22 protein-coding genes and 1 pseudogene are annotated in these 24,831 nt (G+C 74.1%); 10 read left to right on the forward strand and 13 right to left on the reverse strand.

Annotation, left to right across the window (positions count from 1 at the left end):
- Positions 1-16 precede the first annotated feature (16 nt).
- The 3 genes from QWM81_RS17130 to QWM81_RS17140 are packed head-to-tail and all read left to right on the forward strand — an operon-like array spanning position 17 to position 2,369.
- Positions 17-781: a LamB/YcsF family protein gene (locus QWM81_RS17130; RefSeq protein ID WP_290112889.1), complete on the forward strand. Its 765-nt coding sequence runs from the start codon at positions 17-19 to the stop codon at positions 779-781.
- Positions 778-1,497 carry a 5-oxoprolinase subunit PxpB gene (gene pxpB, locus QWM81_RS17135; protein ID WP_290112890.1) on the forward strand — a complete coding sequence of 240 codons (720 nt, stop codon included), beginning with the start codon at positions 778-780 and terminating at the stop codon, positions 1,495-1,497. The genes QWM81_RS17130 and pxpB overlap by 4 nt, the downstream gene beginning before the upstream one ends.
- Complete coding sequence (locus QWM81_RS17140) at positions 1,494-2,369, forward strand: 5-oxoprolinase subunit C family protein (protein WP_290112891.1); 876 nt, start codon at positions 1,494-1,496, stop codon at positions 2,367-2,369. The genes pxpB and QWM81_RS17140 overlap by 4 nt, the downstream gene beginning before the upstream one ends.
- Here the strand turns inward: QWM81_RS17140 and QWM81_RS17145 are convergent.
- From QWM81_RS17145 to QWM81_RS17170, 6 genes are all read right to left on the reverse strand, one after another.
- Positions 2,348-5,947 (reverse strand): hydantoinase B/oxoprolinase family protein, encoded by a 3,600-nt coding sequence (locus QWM81_RS17145; RefSeq protein WP_290112892.1) that lies wholly within the window; start codon positions 5,945-5,947, stop codon positions 2,348-2,350. The two genes, QWM81_RS17140 and QWM81_RS17145, sit on opposite strands and share 22 nt — an antisense overlap.
- A complete protein-coding gene (locus QWM81_RS17150; protein WP_435372385.1) occupies positions 5,944-7,002 on the reverse strand; it encodes an SGNH/GDSL hydrolase family protein in 1,059 nt (352 codons plus the stop codon). The genes QWM81_RS17145 and QWM81_RS17150 overlap by 4 nt, the downstream gene beginning before the upstream one ends.
- The gene (locus QWM81_RS17155) at positions 6,999-8,216 is read right to left on the reverse strand and encodes a glycosyltransferase (protein ID WP_290112893.1); all 1,218 of its coding nucleotides are present in this window, start codon (positions 8,214-8,216) and stop codon (positions 6,999-7,001) included. Before QWM81_RS17155 ends, QWM81_RS17150 begins: the two co-directional genes overlap by 4 nt.
- Positions 8,213-9,334, reverse strand: a complete 1,122-nt coding sequence (locus QWM81_RS17160) for a glycosyltransferase family 4 protein (protein ID WP_290112894.1) — start codon at positions 9,332-9,334, stop codon at positions 8,213-8,215. Before QWM81_RS17160 ends, QWM81_RS17155 begins: the two co-directional genes overlap by 4 nt.
- Positions 9,335-9,559: 225 nt before the next feature.
- On the reverse strand, positions 9,560-10,978 hold the full coding sequence (locus QWM81_RS17165) for a HEAT repeat domain-containing protein (protein WP_290112895.1): 1,419 nt from the start codon (positions 10,976-10,978) through the stop codon (positions 9,560-9,562).
- Between the two features lie 312 nt (positions 10,979-11,290).
- Positions 11,291-11,683: an ankyrin repeat domain-containing protein gene (locus QWM81_RS17170; protein ID WP_290112896.1), complete on the reverse strand. Its 393-nt coding sequence runs from the start codon at positions 11,681-11,683 to the stop codon at positions 11,291-11,293.
- Between the two features lie 327 nt (positions 11,684-12,010).
- Here QWM81_RS17170 and QWM81_RS17175 point away from each other — a divergent pair, with 327 nt between their 5' ends.
- Together QWM81_RS17175 and QWM81_RS17180 are read left to right on the forward strand one after the other, a co-directional pair.
- The gene (locus QWM81_RS17175; protein ID WP_017949565.1) at positions 12,011-12,205 is read left to right on the forward strand and encodes a hypothetical protein; all 195 of its coding nucleotides are present in this window, start codon (positions 12,011-12,013) and stop codon (positions 12,203-12,205) included.
- Positions 12,206-12,241: 36 nt separating this feature from the next.
- Positions 12,242-13,969 carry a hypothetical protein gene (locus QWM81_RS17180; RefSeq protein WP_290112897.1) on the forward strand — a complete coding sequence of 576 codons (1,728 nt, stop codon included), beginning with the start codon at positions 12,242-12,244 and terminating at the stop codon, positions 13,967-13,969.
- A gap of 99 nt (positions 13,970-14,068) precedes the next feature.
- On the opposite strand, the gene QWM81_RS17185 is transcribed toward QWM81_RS17180, so the two are convergent.
- Positions 14,069-15,571 (reverse strand): SCO1417 family PLP biosynthesis transcription factor, encoded by a 1,503-nt coding sequence (locus QWM81_RS17185; protein ID WP_290112898.1) that lies wholly within the window; start codon positions 15,569-15,571, stop codon positions 14,069-14,071.
- A 102-nt stretch (positions 15,572-15,673) separates the two neighbouring features.
- On the opposite strand from QWM81_RS17185, the gene yczE reads away from it, so the two are divergent.
- The 4 genes and pseudogenes from yczE to QWM81_RS17205 all read left to right on the forward strand — a co-directional run bounded on the left by yczE (position 15,674) and on the right by QWM81_RS17205 (position 18,217).
- Entirely contained in the window at positions 15,674-16,345 is a 672-nt protein-coding gene (gene yczE / locus QWM81_RS17190) for a membrane protein YczE (protein WP_353938311.1), read from the forward strand.
- Positions 16,342-17,106, forward strand: a complete 765-nt coding sequence (locus QWM81_RS17195) for a glycerophosphodiester phosphodiesterase family protein (RefSeq protein ID WP_290112899.1) — start codon at positions 16,342-16,344, stop codon at positions 17,104-17,106. The genes yczE and QWM81_RS17195 overlap by 4 nt, the downstream gene beginning before the upstream one ends.
- 82 nt (positions 17,107-17,188) lie before the next feature.
- Positions 17,189-17,587 (forward strand): annotated as a pseudogene (locus QWM81_RS17200) (MFS transporter); the annotation flags it as partial.
- Between the two features lie 255 nt (positions 17,588-17,842).
- A complete protein-coding gene (locus QWM81_RS17205) occupies positions 17,843-18,217 on the forward strand; it encodes an RNA polymerase-binding protein RbpA (protein ID WP_026278069.1) in 375 nt (124 codons plus the stop codon).
- 110 nt (positions 18,218-18,327) lie between these two features.
- Here the strand turns inward: QWM81_RS17205 and fxsA are convergent, their stop codons facing one another.
- The 4 genes from fxsA to QWM81_RS17225 all read right to left on the reverse strand — a co-directional run bounded on the left by fxsA (position 18,328) and on the right by QWM81_RS17225 (position 22,150).
- On the reverse strand, positions 18,328-18,909 hold the full coding sequence (gene fxsA / locus QWM81_RS17210; protein WP_290112900.1) for an FxsA family membrane protein: 582 nt from the start codon (positions 18,907-18,909) through the stop codon (positions 18,328-18,330).
- A 46-nt stretch (positions 18,910-18,955) separates the two neighbouring features.
- Positions 18,956-19,723 (reverse strand): polyprenol monophosphomannose synthase, encoded by a 768-nt coding sequence (locus tag QWM81_RS17215; protein WP_290112901.1) that lies wholly within the window; start codon positions 19,721-19,723, stop codon positions 18,956-18,958.
- Positions 19,724-20,076: 353 nt separating this feature from the next.
- The gene (locus QWM81_RS17220) at positions 20,077-21,687 is read right to left on the reverse strand and encodes an amidohydrolase (protein ID WP_290112903.1); all 1,611 of its coding nucleotides are present in this window, start codon (positions 21,685-21,687) and stop codon (positions 20,077-20,079) included.
- Between the two features lie 22 nt (positions 21,688-21,709).
- Complete coding sequence (locus QWM81_RS17225) at positions 21,710-22,150, reverse strand: Lrp/AsnC family transcriptional regulator (RefSeq protein WP_290112905.1); 441 nt, start codon at positions 22,148-22,150, stop codon at positions 21,710-21,712.
- 204 nt (positions 22,151-22,354) lie between these two features.
- On the opposite strand from QWM81_RS17225, the gene QWM81_RS17230 reads away from it, so the two are divergent.
- Positions 22,355-22,753: a hypothetical protein gene (locus QWM81_RS17230; protein WP_290112906.1), complete on the forward strand. Its 399-nt coding sequence runs from the start codon at positions 22,355-22,357 to the stop codon at positions 22,751-22,753.
- A 407-nt stretch (positions 22,754-23,160) separates the two neighbouring features.
- Here QWM81_RS17230 and QWM81_RS17235 read toward each other — a convergent pair whose 3' ends face one another.
- Positions 23,161-24,333: an acyl-CoA dehydrogenase family protein gene (locus tag QWM81_RS17235; protein WP_290112907.1), complete on the reverse strand. Its 1,173-nt coding sequence runs from the start codon at positions 24,331-24,333 to the stop codon at positions 23,161-23,163.
- Between the two features lie 263 nt (positions 24,334-24,596).
- A complete protein-coding gene (locus tag QWM81_RS17240) occupies positions 24,597-24,740 on the reverse strand; it encodes an SCO1431 family membrane protein (RefSeq protein ID WP_290112908.1) in 144 nt (47 codons plus the stop codon).
- Between the last annotated feature and the right edge of the window lie 91 nt (positions 24,741-24,831).

A 24,831-nucleotide genomic window follows, 5' to 3' on the forward strand; every position in this document is an offset into this window, starting at 1 on the left:
GGGAAGGAGAAACACCATGACCTGGGCGACGATCGACCTCAACGCCGACCTCGGAGAGGGCTTCGGGCGGTGGCGGCTGACCGACGACGAACAGCTCCTGTCGGTGGTCACCAGCGCCAATGTGGCCTGCGGCTTCCATGCCGGGGACGCGGCCACCATGCGGCGCGTCTGCGCGCGGGCGGCGGAGCGCGGGGTACGGATCGGGGCCCAGGTCTCCTACCGCGACCTCGCCGGCTTCGGACGGCGCTCCATGGACGTGCCGTCCGACGAGCTGGCCGCCGAAGTGGCGTACCAGATCGGCGCCCTGGAGGTGTTCGCCAGGGCGGCCGGGGCGCGTGTGTCGTACGTGAAGCCGCACGGGGCCCTCTACAACCGGGTCGTGCACGACGACGAGCAGGCGCAGGCCGTGGTCGACGGCGTGCTGCTGACCGGTGAACGGCTGCCGGTGCTGGGCCTGCCCGGCTCCCGGCTGCACGAGGTGGCCGAGAAGGCCGGGCTCCCGGTCGTCACCGAGGCGTTCGCCGACCGCGCGTACACCGCCGGCGGCACCCTGGTGCCCCGCCGCGAGGAGGGCGCCGTCATCACCGACCCCGAGGCGGTCGTCGAACGATCCGTGTCCATGGCCAGGTTCGGTGTGATCACCTCCCGGTGCGGGCGGCCGGTGGCCGTGCGTGCCCGCTCGCTGTGCCTGCACGGCGACACGCCCGGTGCGGTGGGCCTGGCCCGTCGCGTCCGGGCGGAGCTGGAAGCCGTGGGCGTGCGCGTGGAGGCGTTCGTATGAGGACCCTGGCGGTGGGCGAACGGGCGCTGCTGGTCGAGCTGGACAGCGGCGAGGAGGCCGAGGCCTTCCACGCCGAAGTGCTGCGCCGCCGGGCGGCCGGGGCGCTTCCCGCCGTACAGGAGATCGTTCCGGCGGCACGGACCGTGCTGCTCGACGGGGTGGAGGAGCCGGGGCGGCTCGCCGCGCAGGTCGGCCGGTGGCGGATCGAACCGCTCCACGCGCGCGTGGACCCGGCTCTGCAGATCCCGGTCCGCTACGACGGGCCGGACCTGGCCGTGGTCGCGGCCCTGTGGGGAGTGGAGCCCGAGGAGGTGGCGCGGATCCACGCGGGGGTGGAATACCGGGTGGCCTTCTGCGGGTTCGCGCCCGGCTTCGGCTATCTGACCGGGCTCCCGGCGGCGTACGAGGTGCCGCGCCGGTCCACGCCGCGCACCGCCGTCCCGGCGGGCTCGGTCGCGCTCGCGGGCCGGTACACGGGCGTGTACCCGCGCTCCTCGCCCGGTGGCTGGCAGCTGATCGGGACGACGGACATGGTGCTGTGGGACCCGGCCCGGGAGCCCGCCGCGCTGCTCTCGCCGGGCACCCGGGTGCGGTTCGTGCCGGAAGGCGGGGCCGGGGGCGCGGACTTCGACTCGGGCGTGGGCTCGGGCCGGGGCCCGGAGCTGGGCTCAGGCCATGGCTCGGGCCGGGGCCCGGAGCTGGGTGGGGGACGATGACCGACCGGGCCTTCGCCGTCGTACGGGCCGGGGCGCTGACCACCGTGCAGGACCTGGGCCGCCTCGGCCACGCGCACCTGGGCGTACCGCGCTCCGGTGCCCTCGATCCGTACGCGAGCCGCCTGGTCAACCGGCTGGTCGGCAACCCGGGGGACGCCGCCGTGCTGGAGACGACGGTCAACGGGTGTGCGGTGCGGCCGCGGTGCGCGGTGACCGTCGCGGTGGGCGGCGCGCCGTGCCCGGTCACCGTGGACGGGCGCCCGGTCGCGTGGGGCGCGGCCGTACGCGTTCCCGCGGGCGCCGTGCTGGAGGTGGGCGCCGCGGTGCGCGGCCTGCGCGCGTACGTGGCGTTCGCCGGGGGCGTCGCCACCGACCCGGTGCTCGGCAGCCGTTCCACGGACCTCCTGTCGGGGCTGGGGCCGCCGCCGCTCACCGACGGGGCCGTGCTGCCGCTGGGCGCCCCGCCCGCCACGCGGCCCTGCTATGACGCGCCGCCCTGGCCGGGGCCGCCCGGCGAGCTGGTCCTGCGGGTCCGGCTCGGCCCGCGCGACGACTGGTTCACAAGGGCGGCGCTCCACACCCTCGCCACGCGCGCGTACCGGGTGTCGCCTGCCTCCAACCGCATCGGGCTGCGCACCGAGGGCCCGCCCCTGGAGCGTGCCGTCCCGGGCGAACTGCCCAGTGAGGGCATGGTCCTGGGCGCGGTCCAGGTCCCGCCGGACGGGCGCCCGGTGGTGTTCCTCGCCGACCACCCCACGACCGGTGGCTACCCGGTGGTGGCCGTCGTCCGCGAGCGCGACCTGGCCGCCGCCGCCCAGGCGGTGCCGGGGACGCCCGTCCGGTTCGTGGTTCAGTGCGCGGGCGTCCCGTAGCCGCCGCCGCCCGGCGTCTCGACCACCAGGACGTCCCCGGGACCGACGTCCGCCACGTCCACGCCGCCCAGCGCCCGCACCGTGCCGTCCGCGCGCTCCACCGCGTTCCGGCCGAGCGCGCCCGGTTCACCGCCCGCCATGCCGTACGGCGGGATCCTCCGGTGCCCGGTCAGCAGGGCCACCGTCATGGGCTCCAGGAACCGGATACGCCGCACGGCACCGTTGCCGCCCCGCCACCGGCCGCGTCCGCCGCTGCCCTCCCGTATCGCGAAGGCGTCCACCCTCACCGGATAGCGCCACTCCAGGATCTCCGGGTCGGTGAGCCGTGAGTTGGTCATGTGGGTCTGTACGGCGTCGGCGCCATCGAAGCCGTCCCCGGCGCCCGAGCCGCTCGCCACGGTCTCGTAGTACTGCACCCGGTCGTTGCCGAAGGTCACGTTGTTCATGGTGCCCGAGCCCTCGGCCTGGACGCCCAGCGCGGCGTACAGAGCCCCGGTCACCGCCTGCGAGGTCTCCACGTTGCCGGCGACCGTCGCCGCCGGATAGGCGGGGGCGAGCATCGACCCTTCCGGCACCCGTACCTCCAGCGGCTCCAGACAGCCGCTGTTGAGCGGGATGTCGTCGTCCACCAGGGTCCGGAAGACGTACAGCACCGCCGCCATGACCACGGACCTGGGGGCGTTGGTGTTGCCGGGCCGCTGCGGTGAGGTACCCGTGAAGTCCAGGACGGCGCGGCGCCGTTCGCGGTCCACGCGGAAGGCCACGTGGATGACCGCGCCGTCATCGGTCTCGTAGCGGTAGGAGCCGTCGTGGAGGGTGGCGACGATCCGCCGTACCGACTCCTCGGCGTTGTTCCGTACGTGCCGCATATAGGCGTGGACGACGTCGATCCCGAATTCCTCGATCATACGGCGGAGTTCTTCGATGCCCTTCTCATTGGCGGCGATCTGGGCGCGCAGGTCGGCGAGGTTCGTGCCGGGGTCGCGGGAGGGGTAAGGGGCCTCGGTGAGAAGGCGCCGGGTCTCGGCCTCGCGCAGCCGCCCGTCCCGTACCAGCAGCCAGTTGTCGAACAGGACGCCCTCTTCGTGGATCGTGCGGCTGAAGGCCGGCATGGAGCCGGGGGTGATGCCGCCGATCTCGGCGTGGTGCCCGCGCGAGGCCACCAGGAAGCGCAGCTCGCCTTCCGGCCCGAAGACGGGCGTCACGACCGTCACATCGGGCAGGTGCGTGCCGCCGTGGTACGGGTCGTTGATGGCGTACACATCGCCGGGCCGCAGGGTGCCACGGTTGCGGCGCAGCACCTCCTTGATGGACTCGCCCATGGAGCCCAGGTGCACCGGAATGTGGGGCGCGTTGGCGATGAGGTTGCCCTCGGGGTCGAACAGGGCGCAGGAGAAGTCGAGCCGTTCCTTGATGTTGACGGAGTGGGCGGTGTTCTCCAGCCGTACGCCCATCTGTTCGGCGATCGCCATGAAGAGGCTGTTGAAGACCTCCAGGAGGACCGGGTCGACGTCCGTGCCGACGGCCGTGCGGCTCGGACGGGGCCGGACGCGGGTCAGCACCAGGTGCCCTCCGCGGGCCACACACGCCTGCCACCCGTCGTCCACGACGGTCGTGGCGTCGGCCTCGGCGATGACGGCCGGGCCGTGGACCGTGTCGGCGGGCCTCAGGTCCTCCCTGCGGTACAGCGGTGTGTCCTTGGGCGCGCCGTCCACGAACATCGCCACGGTCGCCCGTGGCCGCGGGCGCGCCCCGCGCGGGGGCTGCTCGACGTCGACCGGCCCGTGCGGGCCCGCGCGGCCCACGGCCTCGACCGAGACAGCCTCCACGACCAGCGGCTTGTCCATGGTGAACCCGTACCGCGCCCGGTGTGCCGCCGCGAAGGCCTCCCTCATCGCGGTGGCGGAACCGAGCGGCACGGGCAGGCTGGAGTCCGTTCCGGCGTACCGGATGAGCACGCGCGCGTGGGTGCGGATGGCACTGTCCGGCACCCCGTCGGCACGCAGTTCGCCGCTGGTCCGCTCTGCGAGCCGCGCGCAAACGTCCCGCACGCGCGCGTGGGCGGTGTCGGTCAGCTCCGCCTCGATGGACTGCTCCCGCATGGCGGTGGCGTCGGCGAGCCCGATGCCGTACGCGGAGAGCACGCCGGCCAGCGGGGGCACCAGGACCGTGTCGACGCCCAGAGCGTCGGCGACCGCGCACGCGTGCTGGCCGCCGGCGCCGCCGAAGCTGGTCAGCGCGTAGCGGGTGACGTCGTGTCCGCGCTGTACGGAGATCTTCTTGACGGCGTTCGCCATGTTGAGGACGGCGATCTCCAGGAAGCCCGCGGCGACCTCCTCGGGGGTGCGGGTGGTTCCGGTGTGCCGCCGTACCTCATCGGCCAGTTCGGTGAACCGTTTCCGCACCACATCGGCGTCGAGCGGCTGGTCCCCGTCCGGCCCGAACACGGTGGGGAAGTGCTCCGGCTGCACCCGGCCGAGCATCACGTTCGCGTCCGTCACCGTCAGCGGGCCGCCGCGCCGGTAGCAGGCGGGGCCCGGGTCGGCACCGGCCGAATCGGGGCCGACGCGGTAGCGTCGGCCGTCGAAGTGCAGGACCGAACCGCCGCCCGCGGCGACGGTGTGGATGTTCATCATCGGCGCGCGCATCCGCACACCCGCGACCTGGGTGCCGAGCTCACGCTCGAACTCGCCCGCGTAGTGCGACACATCGGTGGACGTGCCGCCCATGTCGAAGCCGATGACCCGCCCGAAACCGGCCTGTTCGGACGTCCGGGCCATGCCGACGACCCCGCCCGCCGGGCCGGACAGCACGGCGTCCTTGCCCCGGAAGTGGGCGGCCTCCCGCAGCCCGCCGTTGGACTGCATGAACATCAGCCGCACACCGGCGAGTTCGGCGGCGACCTCGTCCACGTACCGCCGCAGGATCGGCGAGAGGTAGGCGTCGACGACCGTGGTGTCGCCGCGCGCCACCAGCTTGATCAGCGGGCTGACCTCGTGGGAGCAGCTGACCTGGGTGAAGCCTGCGGCGCGGGCCGCCTCGGCGACGCGCAGCTCGTGGTCGGGGTGGCGGTAGCCGTGCATGAGGACGACCGCCGCGCTGCGCATACCCGCGTCCCGGGCGGCCCGCAGCCGCTCGGTGACGGTGTCCAGGTCCAGCGGCCGGACGACGGCGCCGTGCGCGTCGATCCGCTCGGGCACCTCCACGACCCGGTCGTACACCGCTTCGGGGAGCACGATGTGCCGGTCGAACAGGCGCGGGCGGTTCTGGTAGGCGATGCGCAGCGCGTCCCGGAAGCCGGCGGTGATGAGGAGGACGGTCGGCTCCCCGCGGCGCTCCAGCAGGGCGTTGGTGGCCACGGTGGTGCCCATCCTGACCGCGTCGATCCGGTCCGCCGGTACGGGGTCGTCCGGCCCGAGCCCGAGGAGGAGCCGGATCCCGGCGACGGCGGCGTCCCGGTAGCGGCCGGGGTCGTGGGAGAGCAGCTTGCGGGTGACCAGGCGGCCGTCCGGCCGCCGGGCCACGATGTCGGTGAAGGTGCCGCCGCGGTCGATCCAGAACTCCCAGCGCCCGCTCATTCCCCCATTCTGGCAACCGGGGCGTCCAGCGCCACCGCGGCGAGCGCCGCGAGGAGCGCGTGCTCCGCGCGCTGGTCGAGCCGTGCGCCGGTGCCGCGCGCCCAGTGCCGCACCTCCGCTCCGGCCAGCCGCAGCAGCTGGGGCAGCAGGTCGTGGCACCGCCGCACGACCCACCCGGTCCCGGCCGTGGCCAGCCAGAGCAGCGCGTCGGCGCGGGACGGCGGCGGCTGCTGCGGCTCACCGGCCGGCGCGGCGCCGCGCGCCAGGCCGCTTTCGGTGAGCAGGGCGTGGAAGCGGGCGGCGATCATCCGGTGCCCGCGCTCGGCGGGGTGCAGCCGGTCGGCGCTCCACATCGAGCGGTCGGCGACCCAGGCGGCGTCCGCCGTGTGCAGATGGACCGTGTCGTAGCGCGCCGACAGGGCGTGCACCACCGCGTTGACCGCTCGCTGGCGCCGGGCGAGGGGGCGCGCGAGCGGGGCGGGCAGGCCGAGCATGGCGCCGGGGTCGGGCAGGCACGCCGTCAGGAGTACGGCGCCCTGGGCGGCCAGCTGCCCGCACACGCGGTCCAGGCCGATGGCGAGCTCCGCGATGTCGAAGGTGCGGCGCAGGGTGTCGTTGACGCCGACGACGACGGAGACGAGGTCGGGCCGGTACGCCAGTGCCGCGGGCGTCTGGCATTCGGCGACGTCCCGGGTGCGGGCGCCGCTGACGGCGAAGTTACGGAAGTCCACGGCTCCCTGAACGTCCGCGAGGCCCTCCGCGAGCAGCGCCGCCCACCCGCGCCACCTGCCGTCGACGGGGTCGCCGACGCCCGCGGTCAGCGAGTCCCCCAGCGCCGCGAACCGCCGCACACCCACGGCGCCGGCCGAGCCCCCGTGCCCGGCGCCGCCCCGACCGGGGCCCACGCGCGCGTGGCGGGTGGCCGGGACGGGCGCGGCCGGGGCGTAACCAGCCGTCACCTCCGCACAGCCGGAACCGGCGGAGGCGGCCGCCACTCGCGCGTGGCCGATGGTCGCCGGTGGCGCACTGCCCCGTACCGCTCTTTCCGCCGTCATGTCCGCGCTCCTCTGCGCCCGATCCGGGGCGGGGCCGGGGCGGTTACCGAGGCCGGGCCGGGGGCGGCTGCCGGGGCCTTGCCCGGGTGGGACGGGGCGTCGTGGGCGGCCAGGAACGCCGCCACCGCGCGGTCCCAGCCGAAGAGCTCGGCCCGCGCGCGGGCAGCCTCGCGACGCCGGCCCTCCGGGCGGGCCAGCACCCTCCGTACCGCGTCGGCGAACGCGGCCGGTGTGTCCAGGGCGGCCGCGCCCGCGTCGCCCACCACCTCCGGGAGCGCCGACGTGGCGCTCACGACGACCGGGGTGCCGCAGGCGAGCGCCTCCAGGGCGGACAGCCCGAACGTCTCCGCCGGGCCGGGCGCCAGGCACACATCCGCCGCCGCCTGAAGGTCGGCCACCGTCTCGCGGTCGGGCAGGTGCCCCAGGAACCGGACCGGCAGCCGCTGTGCCCGCGCCCGGCGCTCCAGACCACCGCGCAGCGGCCCGTCCCCGGCGACCAGCAGGGCCGCCCGCACCCCGCGTGCGCGCAGTTCCGCGACGGTGTCCAGGGCGAGGCCCGGCCGCTTCTCGACCGACAGCCGTGAACAGAGCAGGAGCAGCACGTCCACGTCAGCACTGTGCGCATACCTGGCCCGAAGGGCACTGTCGCGCCGTCCCGGGCGGCACCGCCGCAGGTCGACGCCGAGCGGCGCCCGCACCACATTCCGCGCGCCGATCCGTACGAACTCGCGTTCCGCCCACTCCGTGGTGCACACGATCCGCGTGTACGCCCACGCGCTACGGCGGTTGAGCCGGTCGGCCGCCCGGGCGGCCAGGGCGGCGGGCATCCCCCACGTACGCAGGACCCCGTCCGCCGTCTCGTGGGAGACCATCACGGCGGGCACCCTGGCACGCCGGGCCCATGCGCCCGTCCAGCGCAGAGTGGTGCGGTCGGAGACTTCCAGGCGGTCGGGCCGCAGCTCCTCCAAGAGCCGGCGCAGCCGCCCCCGGTCGGCCAGGACGCGGTAGCCGCCCGTCCCGGGAAGGGCATGCCCGGGCAGGGTGATGACCCGGCCCTGCGGGGTGACGCGGTCGCTCTCGCGGTCGCCGGGGACCACCAGCAGCGGTTCGTGCCCGGCCGCGAGATAGCCCCGGCCCAGCTCGTCGAGCGCCGTGCGCAGCCCGCCCGATGACGGGGTGACGAAGTTCGCCAGCCGTACGATGCGCAGGCTCATGCCGCCACCGCCGTCCGCTCGCGCAGCACCTCGCCGTAGTGGCCGACCAGCCGGTCGCCGACGGCGGCCCAGGTCCGGCCCTCGACAGCCGCCCGCCCGGCCGCCCCGTACGCCGCCCGCAGAGCGGGGTCGGCGGCCAGCGTCCCGACGGCCTTCCGTACTGCCTCCGGGTCGTGCGGGGCGACGAGGAGGCCGGTCCGGCCGTGGTCGACCAGGTCCAGCGGCCCTCCCGCGGCAGGCGCGATGACCGGGACGCCACTGGCCATGGCCTCCTGGACGGTCTGGCAGAACGTCTCGTACGGCCCGGTGTGCGTGAACACGTCCAGGGAGGCGAAGATCCGCGCCAGGTCCTCGCCCGTGCGGCGGCCGAGGAACACGGCGCCGGGCAGGGCGGCCCGCAGCGCGCCCTCGCTCGGCCCGTCCCCGACGACCACGACCCGTACGCCGGGCATGGCGCAGGCCCCGGCCAGGAGTTCCACGTGCTTCTCGGGCGCGAGCCGCCCCACGTACCCGACGAGCAGTTCGCCGCCGGGCGCCAGTCGGCGGCGGAGGGCCTCGTCCCGCAGCGCGGGCCGGAACCGCAGCGTGTCGACGCCGCGTGGCCACAGCCGCACCCGCGCCACCCCGCGGGCCTCCAGGTCGCGGACGGCGGCCGTGGACGGCGCGAGGGTCCGGTCGGCGGCGCCGTGCACGGCGCGCAGCCGCCGCCAGGCCGCGCTCTCGCCGGCGCCCATGTAGGTGCGGGCGTAGCCGGCGAGGTCGGTCTGGTAGACGGCGACGGTCGGCAGACCGAGCCGCGTGGCGGCCGCCATACCGCGTACGCCGAGCACGAAGGGGCTCGCGAGGTGGACCAGGTCGGCCCGGTGCACGGCGATCGTCGCGGCCACCCGCCGGCTGGGCAGCGCCACCCGGACCTGCGGGTAGCCGGGCAACGGCAGGGACGGGACGCGCACCACCGGGCAGGGTGCGCACTCGTCGGAGGTGCCGGCGGGTACGGCCGGGGCTATGACGAGCGGGTCATGACCACGCGCGGCGAGGTGCCGGGCGGTCTGCAGGGCGCAGTGCGCCACACCGTTGATGTCGGGCGGGAAGGACTCGGTGACGATGACGACACGCATACGGGTGTTCTCGTCGTCCCGGGAGTGGCTCCGCCGACTTGGATCTTTCCACCCGGGGAACGTCCCATGAGCGTTTGCGACGCCCGGCCACCGGCGTGAAGCTCACGCCCCACCGCACCCCCGCCCGGCCGTCGACCGCCCGGCCGACGCGGCGCGGTGGGGCGCGGCACGGTGGGGCACGGCGCGGTGGGGCGCGGTGGGCGCGGCGCGGCTCGGCGCGGCGTGTCAGATCGCGGGCAGGTCGGGGCCGATCCTGCTCCGTACGGCCGTCTGGACCTCGTCCTCCTCCGCCGGGTCGGCGGCGAGGCGGCGCAGGCGCTCGGCCACTCGGACGTCGCCGGTCTCGGCGTGCAGCGCGGCGATCTCGCGGGTGGTCTCCTCGCAGTCCCAGAGGCATTCCACGGCGAACCCGGTCGGGAAGGAGGGGTCGGTCGCGGCGAGGGCCCGGGCCGTTCGCCCGCGCAGTTGGGAGGAGGCGGTCTCGCGGTAGACGTGCCGCAGGACGGGCGCGGCGCAGGCGACGCCCAGCCGGCCCGTGCCGTCGACCAGCGCGTAGAGCGACGGCGCGTCGGGGCCCTCGGCGCGGACCGCCTCACGCAGTGCGCCGAGCACGAGCTTGGCGTCCCGGGCGTCGCCCCGGCAGGCGAGCACGCCGGCCGCGGACGCTCCCAGCGCGTCGGGACGGTGCACCCAGCCCCGCGCCCGGTCCACGGCCGCCTCGCCGCACATGCGCTCGAAGGCGGCGACGGCGGCTTCCGCGACGGTACGGGAGTCACTGGCGGCCGCGGCCTCGATGAGGTCGAGCACGGCCGGGTCCCGTGCTTCGGCGAGGTAGTGCAGGGCGGCGCAGCGGGCGCCGTCGGGCCCCCTGCGGGCCGCCTCGACGATGAGGGGCCGGTCATCGGGGCCGGCCACGGCGGTGAGGCAGCGGGCGGCCGGCACGTGCAGCACGGAGCCGCGCTCCAGGCCCTCCTCGGCCCAGGCGAAGACGGCTTGGACGCTCCAACCCGGCCGGGGTCCAGTGGGCCGCAGCTGCCGCTGCCAGCGGTCGAAGGAGCCCTGTTCCTGGGCGGCGCGCACCCGCGCGCCGACCGCGTCCCGCTGGTCCTCGGCCCACAGCCGCCACGGGCGCGGCTCGAAGGCGTCCCGTACGGCGGCGGCCAGCTCGGCGTCGCCCTCCGGGGTGGCCGGGAACCTGGCGAGGACCGGGACGGCGAGGGTACGCAGCCCGGAGTCGTCGTCGCGCAGGGCGAGCTCGTCCAGCGCCCAGGCCCAGTTGGTGCCGGTCGCGGCGTACCGGCGCAGTAGCGCCAGGGCGTCGTCACGACCGTATGAGGCGAGGTGTCCGAGGACGGCGAGGGCGAGCCCGGTGCGTGACTCCTCGGTGTCGAGGTGGTCCTCGGCGCCGAAGAGGTGGGTCTCGATCTCGTCCAGCCCGCCGTGCAGATCCAGGTAGAGGCGTGCGTAGTAGAGGGACCGGTTCTCGACCTGCCAGTCCTGGCGCGGGTCGCTGAGAACACAGTGGTTGAGGGCCGCGAGGGCTTCCGCCCGTGGCGCGGCGAGCGCGTGCAGCGTGCCGTCGCCGCGACCCCTCTGCAACAGGCCGAGCAATGTGCCGCTCGGCGCTATGACCGGATCGAACATGGAAAATGCCTCACATCAAGCTGTCGACGCACCCGGAGAAGACCGGGGATCCCGGGGTGATGACCGGGGAACGGTGATGACCTAGGCCGCGCAGCAACATGTGGAGCCGCCCGTCGTCCTCCGCTTGGTGATGACCAGCTTGGTGATGACCATCTTCCTCTGCCTCTCGTCGGTGGCCCGCTGCGGGCCCGACGTCATGATGACCCAGCCATTTCGCCACCGCGACCACATTTACGGCACCGCTGTGACCTGGGGACTCGCCGGTGACTCACCGAGGACTCGCCCCGCACTCACCTGGGGTTCGGGACCCGTTCACCGGGACTCGAACAGCTCCAGGAGGTCTGTCTTCCCAAACATCCGGGCGGTATCCACCGCGGACGGAGTCCCTGCCTCCGGATCAGCGCCACCGGCCAGGAGGGCGTGGATCACGGCGACCTCGCCCTTGAAGACGGCGCCGGCGAGGGGCGTCTGGCCGCGGTCGTTGGCGCGGTCGGCGTCGGCGCCGCGGGCGAGCAGGGCCTCCACCGCGGCGGCGTGGCCGTGGTAGGCGGCGAGCATCACCAGGGAGTCGCCCTTCTCGTTGGTGAGGTTCGCCGGGACACCCGCGTCCAGGTAGGCGGCGAGGGCGTCGGCGTCGCCGCGCCGCGCCAGATCGAAGATCTTGGACGCCAGCTCGATCACGTCGGAGTCCGGGGTTTCACTCATCGGGCGGACCGCCTTTCACCTCGTTGACACGCGGCCGGGGCAGCCGCGTTGACCTGCGTGGACCTGGATGGACCGGTGCGTACGGCGGGGGCGCCGTACGAGTGAACCGACAGGGTACTGCCCGGGCTCGCACATGGCCCGGCCCGGCAGCGGCAATGATCAGGCGAGAAGATCCACCGGACGTGACACGCGCGCGGAGACGTCCGCTATCCGCCAGTCAAGTGAAAACGCCGAAACTTCACCCATTTGCACCTTTAATCACATAGATACTTCCTGTGAGGCTGGAACAACTGAAGGTGACCGTCCCCTCACCCAGGAGAACCCCTCATGATCCTGTCCATCTCAGGCGTGGTACTGCTCGGCATCATCGTCTTCCTCTTCTTCAAGAAGGACGGGCTCAAGGCCTCCCACGCCCTTGTCTGCGCGCTGTTCGGCTTCTACCTCGCGGGCACCGCGATCGCGCCCAGCATCACGGCGGGCGGGGCGAGCCTCGCCAGCCTGCTGGGCGGGATCAAGTTCTGACGCCCCTCGTCCCTTCCCCGACTTCAGGAGTACGACGTGGCCCGGCGACCACTTCCCCGCATTCCGAGCAGCGCCACCGCCCGGATCGCCCGCGGTCGAGAGATCGCGCGCACGGCCGCCGAGGGCGCCACGGACGTCCTCCATCCGCTGATCACCATCACCCGTGGCCTGCGGAGGCTGGCCGCGGCCGGGCGCGCCAAGTGGGTCGCGACCCCCAAGGAGCGGCGCGGTCCCGCGCTGTTCCTGGCCGCGGCCTGCGTGCTGGTCGTCGCGCTCATTCCGTACGGGCCGCTGCTGGCCCTGATCACGGTGATGGGCGCGGCCGCGTGGCGGGGACGCGAGCGCCCCGAGGTGAGGAGCGGGCCCGGCGAGGCGGAGAGCGAGCGGCTCCGGGCGCTGTACGAGGCTCTGGTGCCGTACTTCTCCGTGCCCGACGACCCGAGCCCGCTCTTCGCGCACGGCGGTGACTGGGCCAGGGCCTTCGGTGACGTCGAGTTCGACGGCGACGGCCGGCCGACGCGGCTGCGGATCACCTACCCGGCGTACTTCACGGACGGCGAGGCCGAGTGCCGCGCCAGGATCGAGCAGTTGCTGCACGCGAAGTGCGGGCGGGGCCGCGAGTACCTCTTCGACTGGGACGAGGAGGGCAACCAACTGCTGATGCGGGTGCTGCCCGCGCTGCCCACCTCCATCGCCGCGCAGCGCTTCGTCACGGTGCCGGGCGAGACGGTGCTGGGCTTCACGGACGCCGACGCGGTGCAGCGGACGCTGCCCGTGCGGGACGGGGACGCTTCGTGGGACGCCCCGCCCGTGGTGTGGCGTACCGGGCCGCGCTCGACGGAGCCGCACCTGCTGGCCGTGGGCCAGCCCGGCAGCGGTACGACGACCCTGGTGCGGTCCATCGCGCTCCAGGCGCTCCAGCACGGCGACGTACTGATCGTCGAGGGCAGCGGGACGGGCGAGTACGCCTGTCTGACGGGGCGCGCCGGGGTGCTGGCCGTGGAGTGCGGGCTCGCGGGGGCGCTGGCGAGCCTGGAGTGGGCGGCGCACGAGACGGAGCGACGCCTGATCGCGGCGAACCGGGCCCGGCAGTCCGGGCACCCGGCGCCCGAGGACACCAGGCGGCCGCTGTGGCTCCTGCTGGACCGGCCGAGCGTCCTGGGGCACCTGGCGGCGGCGGACGGGCGGATGGACCCGCAGGCGCTGCTCCAGGTACCGCTGCGGCACGGCAGGGCTGCCCATGTGACCGTCGTGGTGGCCGAGCAGTTCGACAGCCTGGACGCGCTGAGCGAGCCGGTCTGGGCGCACACCCGCGCCCGCGTCGTGCTCGGGCCGGCCGGGCCGGAGCAGGTGGCGTCGGTCCTGGGCGCCGCCCCGCACACCACGCCCGTTCCGCACGTCCCGCACGGACGGGGTTACGCCCGGCTCGGTACGGGGCCGGTCCTGCGGCTCCAGGTACCGGCGACGCCCGACCCGTACGACGACGCGACGACCGAGGCGCACCGCAGGGCCGTCCTGGACCTGCTCCCCGACCGCCAGCCCCCCGTGACTCCCGCACCCGCAGCCGCAGCCCCTCCCGGCCACACGCCCGCACCGGATCCCGGACCGGCACCGAGCCGGCAGCCGGCAACGGACCCGAGACCGACGCCGCCACTGGCATCAGCACCAGCACCAGCCCTGGCCCCGGCACCCGCCCTCGAGCCCCCGTCGCAGCCCCCGCCTCCGTCACAGCCCCCGTCGCAGCCCCAGCCGCTGACAAGCTGACGCCCGGCCGGCAACCGCACCGGGCGCCACGAGCCCCCGAAGCAGGCGGCCGACGGCGCACCCGGGGCACCGGAGCCCGGCACGTTCCGACAGACAGCCCTACGCCACGAACGTCCTCGGCGCCTCGCCCGTCCCGGCGCTCGCGCCCGCCCGCACCAGCCGGGCCGCCGCCGCGAGTCGTACCGCCGCCTCGTCGGCCACCGGCCCGGCGACGGTGAACGGCAGCCGTACGTACCCCTCGAAGGCACCGTCCACGCCGAAGCGCGGCCCCGAGGGCACCCGCACCCCCACGCGCTCGCCCACCTCGGCCAGCCGGGAGCCGGACAGGCCGCCGGTGCGCACCCAGAGGGTGAGCCCGCCGCGCGGCACCTCGAACTCCCAGTCGGGCAGCTCACGGCGTACCGCCTGGATCAGCGCGTCACGGTTCTCCCGCGCCTGGGTGCGGCGCAGCGCGACCGCCTCCTCCCAGCCGCCGGTACGCATCAGCCAGTCGACGCCGAGCTGTTCCAGCACCGGTGTCCCCAGGTCGGCGTAGGCGCGGGCGGCGACCAGTGAGCGGATCACGTCGGGCGCCGCCCGGACCCAGCCGATGCGCATGCCCGCCCAGAACGCCTTGCTCGCCGAGCCGACGGTGAGCACCGTGCTGCCGGCCGGGTCGAAGGAGCAGACCGGCCGGGGCATCTGCAGCCCGTCTTCCAGGTACAGCTCCGACATGGTCTCGTCGACGACGAGCACCGTCCCGGCCGAACGGGCCGCGTCGACCAGCCCGCGCCGCCGGTCCGCGTCGGCCAGGGCCCCGGTCGGGTTGTGGAAGTCGGCCACGACATAGGCGAGCCGGGGCGCGGCGTCCCTCAGCACCTGCCGCCAGCGGGCCAGGTCCCAGCCGGCCAGGCCCTCTTCCATCGCGACGGGCACCAGGCGGGCGCCGGCCTCCCGCATCAGCTGGAGGATGTTGGCGTACGAGGGCGACTCCACGGCGATCCGTTCGCCGCGCCCGGCGAACAGGTGGCAGATGGCGTCGATCGCGCCCATCGCGCCCGTCGTCACCATGATCTGCTCGGGCATCGTCGGGATGCCCCGCTCCGTGTAGCGGTCGGCGAGCGTCTGCCGCAGCGTGGGCAGCCCGGCCGGGTAGTCCCCGTGCGTGTGGGCGTAGGGCGGCAGCTCCTCCAGCGCCCCCTGGAAGCCGCGGGTCAGCCAGGGCTCGGGGGCGGGGAGCGAGGCGCAGCCCAGGTCGATCATGGAGCCGAGGGCCTCGGGCGGCAGCGGTTCGAGGCCGCGCGCGGGCAGCGGGTTGCCGGCGGGCACGGCCGTCCAGCTCCCGGCGCCCCGGCGCGACTCCAGGAACCCTTCGGCGCGCAGCGCCTCGTACGCCGCCGCCACTGTCGTACGGCTGACGGACAGGGCGAGGGCAAGCTCCCGCTCGGCCGGCAGCCGGGCGGCGACCGGAACGCGCCCTTCCAGCACCAGCAGCCGGATGCCGTCGGCCAGCGCGCGGTAGGCGGGCGGCTTACGCGTGCCGGGCCCGGCCGGCCGCGGCTGCTGGGCGGTCAGCTGCCGGGCAAGCTGGGCGGGGCCCACCGCCGAAGTCCACTCAGCCATGGAATCCAGTCCACCTTCCTTGAATTGGCCCTGATTGGGGCCCGATCCCCCGCCACAGAGTGACACGAGTCAGTCCACTACCACCACATCGGGGGGCACCACGTGTCCAGCACATCCGGCCCACGAGCGGGGCGGCACCTCACCCGCCGGCTGTTCCAGCTCTACATCGGCCTGACCCTGTACGGGGTCAGTTCCGCCATGCTGCTGCGCAGCGGGCTGGGACTGGAGCCGTGGAACGTCCTGCACCAGGGTCTGTCCCGGCTGACCGGCCTGTCGATCGGGGTGGTGCTGATCATCGTCGGCGCGGCCGTGCTCGTCCTGTGGGTCCCGCTCAAGCAGCGGCCCGGCCTGGGCACCGTGTCCAATGTCTTCGTCATCGGTATCGCGATGGACGGCGCCCTGTGGCTCCTCCCGGACGCCCACGGCCTTCCGGCGCGGATCGCGCTGATGGCCGCCGGGATCGTCCTCAATGGCGCGGCGACCGGCCTGTACATCGCCGCCCGTTTCGGTCCGGGGCCGCGCGACGGCCTGATGACCGCTCTGCACCGGCTCACCGGCCGCTCGATCCGGCTGGTCCGCACGACGATCGAGGTCGCCGTCGTCGTCACCGGATTCCTGCTCGGCGGTTCCCTGGGCATCGGGACAGTGCTGTACGCCCTGGCGATCGGCCCGCTCGCGCAGCTCTTCCTGCGCCTGTTCGCCATCCCCGCTCAGGAGGGCGGCAGCACGGTCGTCGCCTCCGGGACACCACGGCAGGCCATACTGCGGCGGTGACTCGCGTACGCCACCCCTATCTGGACCACCCCTTCCCCATACCCTTCGCCCACCGGGGCGGGGCGGCGGACGGGCTGGAGAACACCGTGGCCGCCTTCCGGCGGGCCGCCACCGCCGGCTACCGCTACTTCGAGACCGATGTGCACACCACCGCCGACGGCAGGCTGGTCGCCTTCCACGACGCCACGCTTGACCGGGTGACCGACGCCCGCGGCCGGATCCGCGACCTGCCGTGGAGTGTGGTGAGCCGGGCGCGGGTGGCGGGCAAGGAGCCCGTGCCGCTCTTCGAGGAGCTGCTGGAGGAGTTCCCGGAGGCGCGCTGGAACGTGGACGTCAAGGCGGAGTCCGCCCTGGCGCCCCTCATGGAGCTGGTCCGCCGGGCGGCCGCCTGGAACCGGGTGTGCGTCGGCTCGTTCAACGAGGGCCGGGTGGCGAGGGCGCTGCGGCTGGCGGGACCTCGCCTGGCCACCTCGTACGGCGTGGGCGGGGTGCTGGGGCTGCGGCTGCGTTCGTACGGGATCCCGGCGGCGGTGCGCGCGGGCGCGGTGGCGGCGCAGGTGCCGGAGCGCCAGCACGGGATCCGCGTGGTCGACCGGCGGTTCGTGAGGGCCGCGCACGCGCGGGGTCTTCAGGTGCATGTGTGGACCGTGAACGACCCGGACCGGATGGCCGCTCTCCTCGACCTGGGCGTGGATGGCATCATGACGGATCATCTGGAGACGCTGCGCACGGTACTGACCGACCGGGGAGTCTGGGTCTGAGCCCGCCGCCCGTCTCTCCACGGGGAAGAACGAGGGGGCGGGCGTGGGCGCCGAAACCGCCGACCGGGCCAGCGGCCCTCGTACCGCGAAACGCACGATCCTGGGTTCGCCGGCCGTCTGGACGCTGATCCTGGCGGCCGGATGCTTCCTGCCCGCCGGGGCGCCGGTGTGGTTCTACGCGCCGGCCGCGGCGATCGGGCTGGTCCTGGGCGGCAGCCAGGCGCTGTCGCGCTCGCTGTTCTCGCATCTGGTGCCGCGCGGCAAGGAGGCGGAGCACTTCTCGGCCTACGAGATGAGCGACCGGGGGCTGAGCCGGCTGGGGCCATTGGTGTTCGGGCTCGCGTATCGGCTGACGGGCAGCTACCGGGATGCCATCATCTCGTTGGCGATCTTCTTCGCGCTGGGATTCGCCCTGCTGGCGAGGGTCCCGGTGCGGCGCGCGGTGGCCGCCGCGGGCAACGCCGCACCCGGCCGGATTTAGACGCGGAAGTGAAAGGCCGCTAGTGTACGCCTTTGGCCTGCCAGGCGGACCGTTACTGCGTGCTCTGGAAGTAAAGACGCTGGGTGACATCTGCTGCCAGATGTGACAAACCGGGCACTGGTGGGTACAACAAGGGGCGGCACGACGGGCGACGCATGACCCGCAACGGGAATCTTTACCGCCGACCGGACGTTGACCGGATGACGACGACAGCGACACCTGTCCTGTGGGCGACAAGCCCGGGAGGCACGATTCATGAGTGAGCGAGCTCTTCGCGGCACGCGCCTCGTGGTGACCAGCTACGAGACCGACCGCGGCATCGATCTGGCCCCGCGCCAGGCGGTGGAGTACGCATGCGAGAAGGGGCATCGATTCGAGATGCCGTTCTCGGTCGAGGCGGAGATTCCGCCGGAGTGGGAGTGCAAGGTCTGCGGAAGCCAGGCACTCCTCGTGGACGGGGACGGCCCCGAGGAAAAGAAGGGCAAGCCGGCGCGTACGCACTGGGACATGCTCATGGAGCGGCGCACCCGCGAGGAGCTCGAGGAGGTGCTGGCCGAAAGGCTGGCGGTCCTGCGCTCCGGCGCCATGAACATTGCCGTGCATCCGCGCGACAGCCGGAAGTCCGCGTAACCGCGTAATCGCTCAACGGCGAGCGTCGGAAGCAGGAGCCGCGGGGCGGCGGTACACATCGTGTACCGCCGCCCCGCGGCTTTGCGTTGTACCAGGGACGGGGACGGACCTCAGCGGGTCAGCGGCGGGCGGGGGCCTTCGTCGTACGGGCCGGGCTGCCGGGGGTTGTCGTCGCGGATGACCTCGCCCGGCACGACCTTCCCGCCGGGCCGGTGCGTACGGGCCTGCTGGAAGGCGTCGCCCAGGGGGCCGTAGCCGGGGACGGCGGCCCGCATACGCCGCTCCAGCGCCTTCTCCGCGTACCGCCCGGCCATCGTCCGTACGACCGGTACGAGCAGAAGCAGTCCCGCCACGTCCGAGACGAGCCCGGGCAGCATCAGCAGCAGCCCGCCGAGCATCAGGAAGCCGTTTCCGGTACTCCCCCGCTCCTGGCCCGGCGCGAGGCCCGACTGCTGCCGCTGGAGCGTCTCGGTGAGCGCGCGGAAGGCCCGGCGCCCGGCGCGCTTGATCACCGCCGCGCCGAGGAGGCCGGCGCCGATCAGCAGGGCCAGTACGGTCAGTCCGCCGGCCGCACCGGCCACGAGGGTCAGCAGCCAGATCTCCAGCACCAGCCAGACCGCGATGCCGAGGGGAACCAGTGTGCGGGCGCGGGAGCGCCTGGGGGCGGGAGGGGGCGGTGTGCCGGTCGTCATGCTCCCAGTGTGCCTGGGAGCCCGCCAGGGCGGCGTAAAGGGGTGATCAGGAGGGCTTGCGGCCGAGGATGCGGCCGGCCCGGGAGCCGACGCCCCACGCGGTGACCCGCCACAGCGCCTCGACCACGATGTCCCGGCTCATCTTGGAGTCGCCGAGCTCCCGCTCCACGAACGTGATGGGCACCTCCACGACGTGGTACCCGGCGGCCACCGCGCGGCGGGCCAGGTCCACCTGGAAGCAGTACCCCTGCGAGGCGACGTCGTCGAGCCCGAGGCCCTCCAGGGTCTCCCTGCGGAAGGCGCGGAAGCCGCCGGTGACGTCCCGGATCGGGACGTCGAGGAGCAGGCGTGAGTAGGTGCTGCCGCCGCGGGAGAGGAGCTCGCGGGACTTGGGCCAGTTCACCACCCGGCCGCCCGGCACCCAGCGGGAGCCGAGCACCAGGTCGGAGCCCTTGAGGGCGGTCAGCAGCCGGGGCAGCTCCTCGGGCTGGTGCGAGCCGTCGGCGTCCATCTCGACCAGGACGCCGTAGTCGTGCTCGATGCCCCAGCGGAAGCCCGCCAGATAGGCGGCTCCGAGCCCTTCCTTGCCCTTGCGGTGCAGGACGTGGACGTGGTCGTCCGCGGCGGCCAGTTCGTCGGCCATCTTGCCGGTGCCGTCGGGGCTGTTGTCGTCGGCGACGAGGACGTCGGCGTCCGGCACGGCGGCGCGCACCCGGGACACGATCGCCTTGATGTTCTCGGCCTCGTTGTAGGTCGGGATGATCACCAAGGCTCTGCCGAGCGGGCCGTAGCGCCTCTGGCCACCGTCGTTCACTGCTGCCCCTTACGTCCGTGCGCGGGTCACCACCATAGCGAGCCGCCGGCGGGGCGCGGCGCGGCGGCGGTGGGGAAGCGGGCGCGAGTGGGGGCCCGACGTCCTTCGGGCCGACCTGGGGCCCGCTGGCTGCGGGTCGTCCGAGAGCCGTTGTCTACTGAACGTCCGGGCCCCACCCGGGTCGCACCCTCCTCCTGCGGTGGACCCGGCCGAACCTACCGGCCGCCGCCCGCTCGCTGTCAACACCCGCCCCACCTGCGACGATTCGGCCGAATCAGCAGGTCAGCGGGGAAGATCCGCAGGTCGCGGACGGGCCTTCCGGGGTGACGGCCGGAGCCCGGAACGTCTTTACGTCACTCGTTCGGTCGTACGAAGACGGTGCGTCCGGCAACCACGGTGCGCAGGCAGACGGGAAGGTCGGCGCCGGGGGTGAGATCGGGCAGGCCGGGCGTCCCGGAGCGCGGGTCGGTGGACCAGCGGGCGACGCGGTCGTCGGGCGCCTGGACGACCAGGTCGCCGGTGCGCCACACCGCGTAGTCGGCGGGGGCTCCCGGTACGAGGACCCCGGCGTCGTCGCGCCCGGTGGCCCGCCACCCGCCCCGCGTGTGGGCGGTGAAGGCGGCGCGCACCGAGATCCGGTGCTCGGGGGTGCGGTGGAAGGCGGCGGCCCGGACGGTGCCCCAGGGGTCCAGCGGGGTCACCGGGCTGTCGGAGCCGAAGGCGAGCGGGACTCCGGCGCGCAGCATCGCGGCGTACGGGTTGAGGGTGCGGGCCCGCTCGGCGCCCAGGCGCTGCGCGTACATGCCGTCCTCGCCGCCCCACGCCGCGTCGAAGGCAGGCTGTACGGAGGCGGTGAGGCCGAGCTCGGCGAAGGCGGCGATGGCCGCGGGGGTGAGCATCTCGGCGTGCTCGACGCGGTGGCGGGCGGCGCGCACGCGCGCCAGGCCCACCGCCTCGGCGGCGGCCCGCATGCCCTGGACGACCGCGCTGACGGCGGCGTCCCCGATGGCGTGGAAGCCGGCCTGGACCCCGGCCTCCGTGCAAGCGGTGACGTGCGCGGCGACGGCGGCCGCGTCGAGGTGGGCGGTGCCGGTGTGGCCCGCGTCGGCGTACGGCTCGTGCAGGCAGGCGGTGTGGGAGCCGAGGGAGCCGTCCACGAAGAGGTCGCCGGCCGCGCCGATCGCGCCGAGGGCGGCCGCCCGCTTCACGTCCGTGTCGGCCCAGTAGCCGACGACGCGGGGGCCCGGCTCCTGCTGCGCGAGGGCCAGCAGGCCCGTGAAGTCGTCCTCGTCGGAGATCTCGGGGCCCGCGCACTCGTGCAGGGTGCCGATGCCGAGGGAGGCCGCGTGGTGCAGGGCGGCGCGCTGGGCCTCGGCGCGCTGGCCCGGGGTCACGGCGGCGTGCGCGGCGGCGCGTACCGCGTGGTGGGCGGCCGCGGTGAGCGGCTGGTCCGGGTGGTAGCCGGTCATGGCGGTGACGCCCGGAACCAGGTCGAGCAGCGCACTTGTGACGACCGCCGAGTGGACGTCGATGCGCGGCAGATAGAGCGGGCGCCCTCCGGTGGCCTCGTCCAGTTCGGTACGGGACGGAGGGCGCCGTTCGGGCCAGCGCGTGGCGTCCCACCCGTGGCCCAGGAGGACCCGGTCACCGGGGCGCGCGGCGCTGTGCGCCCGTACCCGCTCCAGGGCTTCGGCGAGGGTGCGGGTGTCCGACAGGTCCAGGCCGGTGAGGGCGAGTCCGGTGGCCGTGGTGTGCACATGGGCGTCGGTGAAGGCGGGGGTCACCAGGGCCCCTTGAAGGTCGATCACCTCGTCCACGCCGGAGGCGAAGGCGTCGGCGGCGCCTTCGGATCCCACCCAGGCGACATGGCCCCGTTCGACGACCATCGCGGTGGCGAAGGGGTCGGCGGGGCTGTGGACGTCTCCACCGCGCAGGAGCACGGTGCGGTGTTCGCTCTCGGTCATGGTGACCAGCCTAGAGAGGCGCCTACACGCGGGGCGGACGGGCCTCGTACGGGGTGGAGAGGACCACCGTGGTGCGGGTGGAGACGCCCGACTGCGAACGGATGCGGCTGAGCAGGTGCTCCAGCTCCAGCGGGGTCGCCACACGGACCTTGAGGATGTAGTTCTCGTCGCCGGCGACGCTGTGGCAGGCCTCGATCTCGGGGATGTCGGCGAGCCGGTCCGCGATGTCGTCGGGGGCGCTGGGGTCGAACGGTTTCACCGAGATGAACGCGGTGAGCGGCAGCCCGACCGCCTCGGGGTCGACGACGGCGGCATAGCCGCGAATCACTCCGCGCTGCTCGAGACGGCGTACGCGCTGATGCACCGCCGACGTGGACAGGCCCGTGGCCTTGCCCAGGTCGGTGTAGCTCATGCGCCCGTCCTTGACGAGCAACTCGACGATCTGACGATCCAGCTCCTCCATGCGGTCAACCTATTGCCCCAGGTGCCTCGCGGCACAGTCGGCGCAGCCCCGGAAGGGCATCTGCGAGCGGCATGTGACCAAGGCCACAGGTTTACGGGGGGTGTCCTCCGTGACCGGATGGTTATCCGGTCGACCGGAAGGGAATTGCTTGCTGTGGTCGAGGCCGCAAGAGCCTGGTCGGCCCACCCGAGGGGGAGATTCTCCATGCAGGATCCTGTTGATTCCGTCGCGTCCCACGAGGACGACGAACTCGACGCGTACGACACATTCGAGATGTTCCGGGTGATCTGCCCGGACTGTGTTCAGCCGATCGCACTGCTGGCGGACGAGGAGGTCCTGCCGGAGCACGCGCTGTGCCCCACGCCGTGGAATCCGTTCGTCCTGTCGGTCTGCACCGGCACCGGCCGGTCGGTCTCGGAGGCGAGTCCCGCCGACGAGACGCTGGAGCTGCTGGAGCAGGAGACGGGCCTGCTGCTGACGCTGCCGCAGGGGCTCGACTGGCGGACGCAGCCCTTCTCCCACGTGGGTGGCCCCGGCTCGCGCCCGATCAAGGTGCCGCGCCCGGCGCACCGCCCCATGTCCCCGATGCGCCGCGCCGCCTGACAGGCACGGCGCCGGCGGTAACCGGATCCCGCACCGCCGCCGCGAGCCCGGCGCAACCGGTGCGGGAGCCCGGCACACCAAAGACAGTTGACAAACCGTCAGGTCAGGCGTCCCTCCCCGCGGGGAGGGACGGGAACTGGCGCCCGAATCCTCACGGGGGTGACCAGTCCCGACCGCCCCGCGTTGGCCGTGCATGACCTCGCTGTACTCGACGTACCCGACGAGCGGCTACGGCGTGAGCCGCATGGTCCCGGGCGCGGCAGAATCGGTTCCCCAGCCCGCCGACCCGCCCATCTACCGCGCCCTGATCCGCCACTGGTCCAGCAGCGGCAGGACCGTTCCGGGCCGCCATGACCAGGAGTGGACCAGGCTCACGGCGGCGCCGGCATGGCCGCTCCCGGGGAAGATCAGCGGGTCTCGGGGCCCAGGAGGTGACGGGCGATGACCATGCGCTGGATCTGGTTGGTCCCCTCGACGATCTGCAGCACCTTCGCCTCGCGCATATAGCGCTCGACCGGGAAGTCGGCGGTGTAGCCGTAGCCGCCGAGGACCTGGACCGCGTCGGTGGTGACCTTCATCGCCGCGTCCGTGCAGAACAGTTTGGCCATCGCCGCCTGCTGGGCGAAGGGCCGGCCCGCGTCACGCAGCCGTGCGGCCGCCAGGTACAGCGCGCGGCCCGCCTCGACCTGGGTGGCCATGTCGGCGAGCAGGAACCGCAGCCCCTGGAAGTCGGCGATGGGGCGCCCGAACTGCTGCCGCGCGGTGGCGTAGGTGACGGCCTCGTCCAGCGCCGCCTGGGCGACGCCGATGGCGCACGCGGCGATACCGAGGCGACCGGAGTCCAGCGCGGACAGCGCGATCGCGAAGCCCTGCCCCTCGTCCCCGATCCGGCGCGCGTCCGGGACGCGTACGCCGTCGAAGTGGAGCTGGGCGGTGGGCGAACCCTTCAGGCCCATCTTCTTCTCGGGCGCCGCGGCCGACAGCCCCTCCGCGTCCCCGGGGACCAGGAACGCGGTGATGCCCCGCGCCCCTTCGCCGCCCGTGCGGGCCAGGACCGTGTAGAAGTCGGCCACACCGCCGTGGGTGATCCACGCCTTGGTGCCGCTGATGATCCAGTCGTCGCCGTCCCTGACCGCCTTCGTACGCAAGGAGGCGGCGTCGGAGCCCGAGGACGGCTCGGAGAGGCAGTAGGCGCCGAGGAGTCCGCCGCCCAGCATGGCCGGCAGGTGCTCGGCCCGCTGCTCCTTGGTGCCGTAGCGGGCCAAGGCGTGGCAGGCGAGGGAGTGGACGCTGACGCCGAGGCCCACGGTGAGGCGGGCGGCGGCGAGCTCTTCGAGTACCTGGAGGTAGACCTCGTACGGCTGGTCGCCGCCGCCGAAGGCGGAGTCGTACGCCAGGCCGAGCAGGCCGGATTCGGAGAGCAGCGAGAAGATCTCCCGGGGGAAACGGCCGGCGTCCTCCTCCTCGGCGGCCCGGGGAGCGATCTCCCGCTGGACGATGTCGCGCACCAGGGCGATGAGGTCCCTGGATTCCTCGGTGGGCAGCTGACGTTCCACCGGCTGCGGGGCGCGGTCGGGCATGGCGGCGCTCTCCTCCCTGTCGGGCGCTGCGGCGGGCGCGCGCGAAGGGGTGGGCGGCGCCGCCGGGTCTCACTGCTTCGCCGATGCTCTCCTCCCGGGTCGCGGAAGGAGCTGACCAGCGGCTGTGGCGCGTTGAGTATGCCCGATCGGAGGGCTCCCGTCACGGGGTCGTGATCATTCCGGAACCCCGCGCGGCCGGTCGCGGGAGCGGCGACACGGCGAACGGCGAGCCGATCAGGTGAGGGGACGAAGGGGGGCGCTCGTCACAGCAGGCCGGCCTGCGTGACCAGCATGGCGAAGACGACGACGAGCACCCAGCCCAGGGCGTGCTCCAGCAGCTGGGGGCCGTCGTCATCGGGGCCTCCGGTACGGGCGCGGGGAGCGGCGGCAGCGGCGGTCGTGGTCATGGTTTCTCGCTCTGTCGGCTGGCTGAGGGGTGTTCCCCGGTGACCAGACCACAGTGCCAGCACGGACGGCCACCGGGGTAGAGACGTTCAT

Origin of the sequence: Streptomyces ficellus, assembly GCF_030406405.1 — a bacterium.
GTDB classification, from domain to species: Bacteria; Actinomycetota; Actinomycetes; order Streptomycetales; family Streptomycetaceae; genus Streptomyces; species Streptomyces ficellus_B.